This is a genomic window from Corallococcus sicarius (assembly GCF_003611735.1).
GTDB lineage: Bacteria > Myxococcota > Myxococcia > Myxococcales > Myxococcaceae > Corallococcus > Corallococcus sicarius.
Genome location: NZ_RAWG01000113.1, coordinates 19,110 through 27,006 on the forward strand (window position 1 = coordinate 19,110; position 7,897 = coordinate 27,006).

The window sequence follows — 7,897 nt, forward strand, 5'->3', positions numbered from 1 at the left end:
CTTCCTGAACATACGTGTAGAGTCAATCCGTTCAGTGCCCCCACCCATACCGTGCGTGCCGGCGGAGACCCGTCTTTCTCGCTTGTTGAGGGGTCGCGTTGATCTCGGCGTACACTCGGCGGTGCCGTGTCCGACCTCCGCCACACGCTTCTCTTCGTTGATGACGAGGCTGACGTCCTCGACATCCTCAGCCGGATGTTCCAGCGGCGTTACCGCGTCCTCACGGCGCCTACCGGCCGGGAAGCCCTGGAAATCCTGCGCACGGAGACCGTAGACGTCCTCGTCACGGACCAGCGCATGCCGGAGATGACGGGCATCGACCTCGTCACCGCGGCCCGGGCCGAGGGGCTGGACGTCACCACGCTGCTGCTCACCGCCTACACCGACCCGCAGGACATCATCGCGGCCATCAACCAGGGGCAGGTGTACCGCTACGTCACCAAGCCCTGGGACGTGAACGACCTGCTCATCACCGTGAAGAACGCGGTGGAGTACGCGCAGCTCAAGAAGGACAAGGAGCGGCTGATCCGCCAGCTCCACCAGCGCGTGGAGGCCCTCTTCGTCCTCTACGAGGTCAGCCGCGCCAGCGCCAATGATCCCGCCAGCTACGACGCCATCATCGACCGCGTGCTCACCGCCGTGGCCCGCGTGCTCCCGTACGACTGCGGCGCCGCCCTGATTGCACCGGAAGGCTCTCGCGGCGCCACGCTGCGGCTGCGGTGCATCGGCAACGTGGGGGAGCAGGCCCTGCTGGGCGTCAAGGAGTCCATGCTCGGCGCGTACCGCAAGAGCAGCGGCCTGTCCCTGCCCGAGGACCGCGTCATCACCCGCGTCACCGGCACCACCACCCAGGACGCCGCCTCGCCCGTCGTCTACCCGAACCAGCTCACGGTGAACCTCACCGCCGGCGGCCGGCCCGTGGGCATGCTGTCGCTCTTCTCCCACCGCGCGGACGCCTTCACCGAGGACGATGGGCTCCTGCTGGACGTGCTCGCCAACCAGACGGCGGACGCCATCCAGTCGCTGCGCTCGGCGGAGGAAGAGGCCCGCCACCGCATGGAGCGCATGGTCGCGTCCATGGCGGACGGCGTGGTCCTCACCGACGAGAAGAACGACATCGTGGTGATGAACCCCGCCGCGCGCCGCATCCTGCACGCGGGCGAGGAAGGGCAGGGGCCCTCCAGCCGGCTGTTGGAGGAGCGCCTGGGCTTCCAGCCGTTCCAGTTGGTGCGCAACCTGGAGTACAGCGGCCACCAGGTCCTGCGCGAGGACGTGAAGCTCTTTGATCGCACCGTGCAGACCACCGTGACGCCGGTGAACGACGCGCGCGGCACCCTGCGCGGCGTGTGCGTGGTGCTGCGCGACATCACCGACCAGAAGCGGCTGGAGGAGCGCAAGGACGCGTTCGTCTCCATGGTGAGCCACGAGCTGCGCACGCCGCTCACGTCCATCACCGGGGCGCTGGATCTGGTGCTCAACCGGATGGCCGGGGACATCAACGAGCGGCAGCACCGCTACCTGTCGCTCGCCAAGGACTCCGCCGAGAAGCTCAACGGCATCGTCGATGACCTGTTGGACCTGTCGAAGTTCGCGCAGGGCCGGCTGCGGATGAGCTTCGAGCGCATCTACCTGGAGGAGCTCGTCCAGCGCGTGGTGGAGAAGTACGGGCCCGCCTTCGCGGAGAAGCGCGTGCGCGTCGTTCCGCTGCTGCCGCAGCACCCGCTGCGCGCCATGGTGGACCCCAACCGCATCAACCAGGTGCTCAACAACCTGCTCAACAACGCGGTGAAGTTCACCCCGGAAGGCGGTGAGGTGCGCGTGGAGCTGCGCGCGACCTCCAGCCTGCCCGGCTACGTGGTGCTCTCCTGCTGGAACAGCGGCGACCCCATCGCCGAGGACAGCCTGGAGCGCATCTTCGACCGCTTCGAGCAGGCCCGCACCCAGGCGAACCGCACCGTGCGCGGCACCGGCCTGGGCCTGCCCATCTGCCGCAACATCGTGGAGGGCCACGGCGGCCGCATCTGGTGCGAGCCGTCCCATGACGGCGTGCGCTTCATCGCCGTCCTGCCCACGGAGCCGCCCCAGGAGGTGCTGTCGCAGGAGAGCGTGGACACGCTGCCCGCGCCGCAGCCGGTGCGCCCGGAGTCGCGCGGCAAGGTGCTCGTCATCGAGGGTGAGCCCGAGGTGGGCCACATCATGAAGGCCCTGCTGGGCGCCCGGGGCTACCGCGTGCGGCTCGCGGCCTCCGCGGAAGAGGGCATCAGCGCCGCGCGCAACCTGCACCCGGACGTGCTGCTCGTGTCGGTGCGCCTGCCGGACGTGGACGGCCTGCGGCTGGCGGAGATCCTCCGCAATGATCCGGAGACGCGCCGCGCGCCGCTGCTGCTCACCTCCGCGTTCGACGAGCGCCAGCGCGCCTTCCGCGCCGGAGCCGACGCGTTCCTCGTGCGCCCCCTGGCGGGGGACAAGCTGCTGGCCACGGTGGACTCGCTGTCGCGGGGCCGGGCCGGCGCGCAGCACGGACGCGTGCTGGTGGTGGACGACGACGCGAAGATCGCCTCCATCTGCCGCGAGGTGCTGGAGGGGCTGGGCTACGAGGTGGGCATCGCGGGCAGCCTGGAGGAGGGCCGGCGCTCTCTGCGCGAGCGGCGCCCGGACGCGGTGCTGCTGGAGGTCTCCCTGCCGGACGGCGACGGGTTCGCGTTCCTGGAGGAGATCAAGGCCGAGCGCGCCAGCGGCCACATCTCCGTCATCTTCATCTCCGCGCGCACGGAGACGTCCTCCAAGGTGCGCGCGCTGAAGCTGGGCGGCGACGACTACATCACCAAGCCCTTCGACGCGCTGGAGCTGGGCGCGCGCGTGGAGAGCCTGCTGCGGCGCAAGGAGCAGGAGCTGTCCTCGTCGCCCACCACGCAGCTGCCGGGCTCCACTGCCATCGAGCGCGAGGTGCAGCGGCGGCTCGCCGCGCGGATGCCGTTCGCGTTCTGCTACCTGGATCTGGACAACCTCAAGGCCTACAACGACTACTACGGGTTCGCGAAGGCGGACGGCGTGGTGCGCCAGACGGGCGACCTGATGCGGGAGATCTTCCAGCAGGAGGGCGCCGCCGGGGACTTCCTGGGCCACGTGGCGGGTGACGACTTCGTCTTCATCACCTCCACGGAGTCGGTGGACCGGGTGTGCCAGCGGGCCATTGAAGCGTTCGACCGGATCATCCCGCTCTACTACGACCGGCATGACCGGGAGCGCGGCCACATCGAGGCGGAGGACCGCTTCGGAGAGAAGCGGCACTTCCCCATCATGAGCGTGTCCGTGGTGGCGGTGATGACGGACGGCATGGCGCATGACCACGCGGAGCTGGCGCGCCGGGCCGCGGACATGAAGAAGAAGGCCAAGGCCATCCCGGGCTCCGTCTTCCTGCGCAGCGACGTGGAGCGCGTGGTGCGGTCCATCACCGGATGAGACACCCTGGATGAGGCTCTACCAGCAGCTCATCCTCTTCATGCTCGCCGCGACGGTGCTGCCCCTGGCCGCCGTGGGCTTCCTGCTGCTGTCGCGCGCGGAGGCGGAGGTCGTCTCGCACATCGACGACAAGCAGCGCGCGCTCGCGTCCGCCACCGCGGAGGCCGTGGCCACGAACCTGATGGAGGTCGTCAACGGCCTGGCCCGGTCCGCGGAGCTCATCGACTGGGAGCGCGCCACGCCCGACGAGGTGCGCGGCGGGCTGGCGCTGCTGTACGGCCAGTCCCCCACCATCAGCGCGGTGCTGGAGGTGGACGCGGAGGGACGCCCGCTGGGGCAGGCGGTGTACCGCGCGGAGGCGCGCAACGGCCACCCGGGCTTCGCGCCGGACGGGCTGGTGCAGCTGGCGAAGGCGCTGCCGGTGCAGTCGCTGCGGGGCGGGGGCAAGGGGCAGGCGGCGCTGGGCGGCGCGTACGTGCACGCGGGCAGCGGCAGGACGGCCATGGCCGTGGCGGTGAAGCTGGCGGACGGAGAGGCCGCGCCGTTCGCGCTCGCGGAGGTCGTCTTCACCCAGCTGGAGGCGCTGCTGCGGCGGCGCGCGGGCGAGGGGCCGACCCTGCTGGACGTGGTGGACGCCGAGGGGCGCGTGCTCGCCAGCTCCCAGCCGGAGCGGCGCATGAAGGCGCTGGAGCCGGAGCTGCTGGAAGGGCCGGGCACGGGCACCTCAAGGAGCCCGGACGCCGCGCGCAGCTTCCACGTGAACAACCCCGCGCGCCGGGTGAGCATGGCCCGCGTTCCGGTCGCGCTGGGGCTGGACGTCGTCGTGACGGTGGAGGAGGCCCAGGCGCTGGCCCCGGTGCGCAAGCTGCGGCGCACGGTGCTCCTGTCCGTGGCGTGTGCCCTGGCGGTGCTGCTGGCCCTGGGCGCGCTGTTCACCCGCCGCGTCAACCGGCGGCTCGCGGAGGTGGTGGCGGGGGCGGAGGCCTACGGGCGCGGTGAGCTGGAGCGCCGCGTGCGGGTGGAGGGGCAGGACGAGCTGAGCGAGCTGGGGACCACCTTCAACCGGATGGGCGAGGAGCTGGAGGCGGCGCGCGGGCGGATGCTGCGCTGGAACGACGACCTGCGCGTCCGGGTGGAGGAGGCCACGGCCGAGCTGCGGGCCGCGCAGGCGCAGCTGGTGGAGGCGCAGAAGCTGGCGGCGGTGGGACAGCTGGGCGCGGGCGTGGCGCATGAGATCAACAACCCGCTGGCCGGCATCCTCGGCAACGTGCAGCTGCTGCTGTTGGACCGGGCGAGCGGCGACTCGGACTTCGAGACGCTGCGCAAGATTGAACAGAGCGCCAAGCGCTGCAAGGACATCACCCAGAACCTGCTGCGCTTCTCCCAGCAGCGTGAGCGCCCGGACATGCGGCCGGTGGACCTGAACTCCGTCGTGCGCGACGCGCTCTCCCTCACGGAGAACCAGACGCGGGGCGAGGGCATCGACCTGGTGACGGAGCTGAGCGCCACGGTGCCCCGCGTGCGGGCGGACCCCGGGCACCTGTCCCAGGTGGTGCTGGCGCTCTTGTCCAACGCGCGCACCGCGATGATCAAGACGCCCGAGAAGCGGCTGTCCCTGCGCACCGGCGAGCGCGACGGGATGTGCATCCTGGAAGTGGAGGACACGGGCAAGGGCATCGCGGAGAACATCCGCCCGCGCATCTTCGAGCCCTTCTTCACCACCAAGGACGTGTGGTCCAACGTGGGGCTGGGCTTGAGCGTCGCGTGGCGCATCATCACCGAGGCGGGAGGGACGCTGGAGGTCCGCTCGGAGGCAGGGCAGGGGGCCCGCTTCACCATCGTGCTGCCCCGGGCATGAGGGGCGCCGGGTGTGGTAGCTAGGGCACTCGCATGGCCGCCCCCTCCTCCCGCAGGCGACAGGTGCCGTTCCTCGTCGGCCTCGTCCTCATCCTGGCCGCGCTGCCCGTAGGGTGGTTCGTCTTCCTGCGGGAGCTGCCCCCTCCCACGCCTCCGCCCGCGCCCGTGCCCACGGTGGCCGCGGCCGAGGCGAAGAAGGCCGTGGAGCTGGAGCTGAGCGACATCGAGGGGCTCGTGGAGGTGCGCCATGGCGTCGCTGGCGCGTGGGCGCCCGCCACGAAGGGCATGGCGCTGCGGGCCACGGACGTGGTGCGCACCGGCGATGGTGCCTACGCGGTGCTCGTGAATGGCGAGGCCGTGGAGGTGCGCATGGCCTCAGGCACCGAGGTGTCCGTGGAGGAGCTGACAGACTCGCTGTCGCGCCTGCTGCTCGCCAACGGCATGGCCACCACCACCGTGCGCTCCGGCCAGCGCCACACCTTCGAGTTGACGACGGGCAGCGAAGTGGTGGCGCGCACCGGCGGCGGTACCTTCACCATGACGAACAACGGCAAGGGCACGGTGAGCGTGGGCACGCGCGACGGCGAGGTGGCGCTGCTCGGCAACGGCAAGGTCGTCATCGTCCGCGCGGGCCAGCAGTCCATCGTCCGGCCCGGCAAGGAGCCCACCGAACCCGCGCCGGTGCCTGGGAGCCTCCTGTTGAAGGTGGCCTGGCCCGGGGACAAGGCGCTGCGGCAGCACGAGCTCGTCGTCACCGGCAAGACGGATCCGGGCAACCGGGTGGAGGTGGAGGGCGTCGTGGTCCACGCGGACAACGAGGGCCGCTTCGAGCGCAAGGTGGTGCTTCCAGAGGGCCCGAGCGCCGTGAAGGTGCGCGCCATGGGCGTGGGAGGCCTGGTCGGGGAGGAGAAGCGCGACGTGGTCGTGGACACGAAGCCACCCAAAGTGAGGCTCACGCCCGAGGCCATCTGGAAGACCACCACCAAGGGCGTGACCACCACGGGCGCCCCGCCCTGATCCGCTGACGGGCGCTCGGGTCCTCTTCAAGAGGGACCACCCTGAAGGTCGTGTTGTCCCGGGAAATCGCTCCAGAGCCCGGTGTGCCGCCACTTCCGGCGTCAGGTGGCCGCAAAGAGGTTCAGTCCCGACGGGGTGCCCTGTAGACTCGTGGGGTCCTGGAACGCCTGATCCCCGCCCTCCTGTTGGTGTGTGCCCCGGTCTGGGCGGCTTCCCTGGAGCTGCTCGGACCGGACGCGTCCGTGCCGCCCGAGGGCTTCACGGTGGCGGTGGTGCGCCGGGACGCGAAGGGCGCGCCGGTGAAGTCCGCTCCGCCCACCGTGACGGCGGAAGGCGCGGACGTGCGGCCCGGACCGGAGGCGGCTGCGCTGCACACCTTCGTCGTGGTCCCCAAGGCCCAGGCGCGCGAGGTGGTGGTGATCGCGAAGGGCGAGGGCGCCGAGGCCCGCGCGCGCTACGCCGTGGGCCCGCCCGCCAGCCGCATGGAGCTTTCGCTGCAGCCCGCGCAGCCGGTGAAGGGCCGCGACACGGAAGCGACGCTCACCGTGAAGCGGCTGAAGGCGGACGGGACGCCGGATGACAGCGGTGCGCCGCCGGTGCTGCGGGCGAGCACGGGGCGGTTGGAGGGGCTGAAGCAGACGGGGCCCGGGACGTACGTGGCCCGCTACGTGTTGCCGGAGACGAACTCGCCGGAGGCGGCCATCCTGGTGGCGCTGTCCGCGTGGCCGCACCCGCAGTCGGTGCACGGCGCCTATGGACGCCTGCTGGTGCCGCTGGCGGCGTCGGTGGACCTTCCCGGCGCGAGCGAGCCCGGGGCGCGGGTGTCCCTGGAGATCGCGGGCAAGCGCTTCGGGCCCGTGCAGGTGGGCGCGGACGGGAACTTCCTGCTGCCGCTGATCGTGCCTCCGGGATACCCGATGGCTCGGGGGCAGGTGGAGGACCGCGCGGGCAACGTGGAGCAGATCACCATCGACCTGCAGTTGCCTCCGACGGATGGGCTGGCGTGCGTGCTCAATCCGCAGCGGCTGCCCGCGGACGGTGTGTCGCAGGCCCGTTTGCTGTGCGCGACGAGCGACCCGAAGGGCCTGCCGGTGGCGGACGCGCGCGTCGTCGTGAAGGCGAAGCACGGGAAGCTGGAGGGTCCCCGGCGCGACGCGAACGGCATGCAGGAGTGGCGCTACACCGCGCCGCGCAAGCTCGCGACGGACGAGCGCATCGACGCGGCGTGGCCGCAGCGCGGTCCCGGCTCGCGCGAGTCGCTGCCGATGCAGCTGGTGCAGGGGGCCGTGCGCGACGTGACGGTGTCGCTGAGCGAGCCCCTGGTGCATCGCGGGACGGAGGGGCAGGTGGTGGTGGTGGCGCGCGATGACGCGGGGCAGCCGCGCTCCGAGGCGAAGGTGCAGCTCTCCACGCCCGTGGGGACGGTGGGCCCCGTGGTGGAGGCGCCGCCGGGGACGTTCACCGCCGCGTGGCGCGTGCCGCAGGAGGCCTCGGAGGGGAGCGCGGAGGTGTCCGCGCGTGCCTTCGGGCCGCTGGGGACGGAGCCCGCGCGGCTCGCGGT

The 7,897-nt window shown here is 71.7% G+C and carries 4 protein-coding genes; all 4 read left to right on the forward strand.

Annotated features, from left to right (window positions below; genetic code table 11):
- Positions 1-126: 126 nt before the first annotated feature.
- A complete protein-coding gene (locus D7X12_RS18970) occupies positions 127-3,462 on the forward strand; it encodes a response regulator (RefSeq protein ID WP_120626681.1) in 3,336 nt (1,111 codons plus the stop codon).
- Between the two features lie 10 nt (positions 3,463-3,472).
- Positions 3,473-5,320, forward strand: a complete 1,848-nt coding sequence (locus tag D7X12_RS18975; RefSeq protein WP_120626682.1) for a sensor histidine kinase — start codon at positions 3,473-3,475, stop codon at positions 5,318-5,320.
- A 32-nt stretch (positions 5,321-5,352) separates the two neighbouring features.
- Entirely contained in the window at positions 5,353-6,336 is a 984-nt protein-coding gene (locus D7X12_RS18980) for a FecR domain-containing protein (RefSeq protein WP_120626683.1), read from the forward strand.
- Positions 6,337-6,524: 188 nt separating this feature from the next.
- Positions 6,525-7,897 (forward strand): hypothetical protein (locus tag D7X12_RS18985; RefSeq protein ID WP_244224639.1); only part of this gene is annotated, 1,373 nt, incomplete at its 3' end.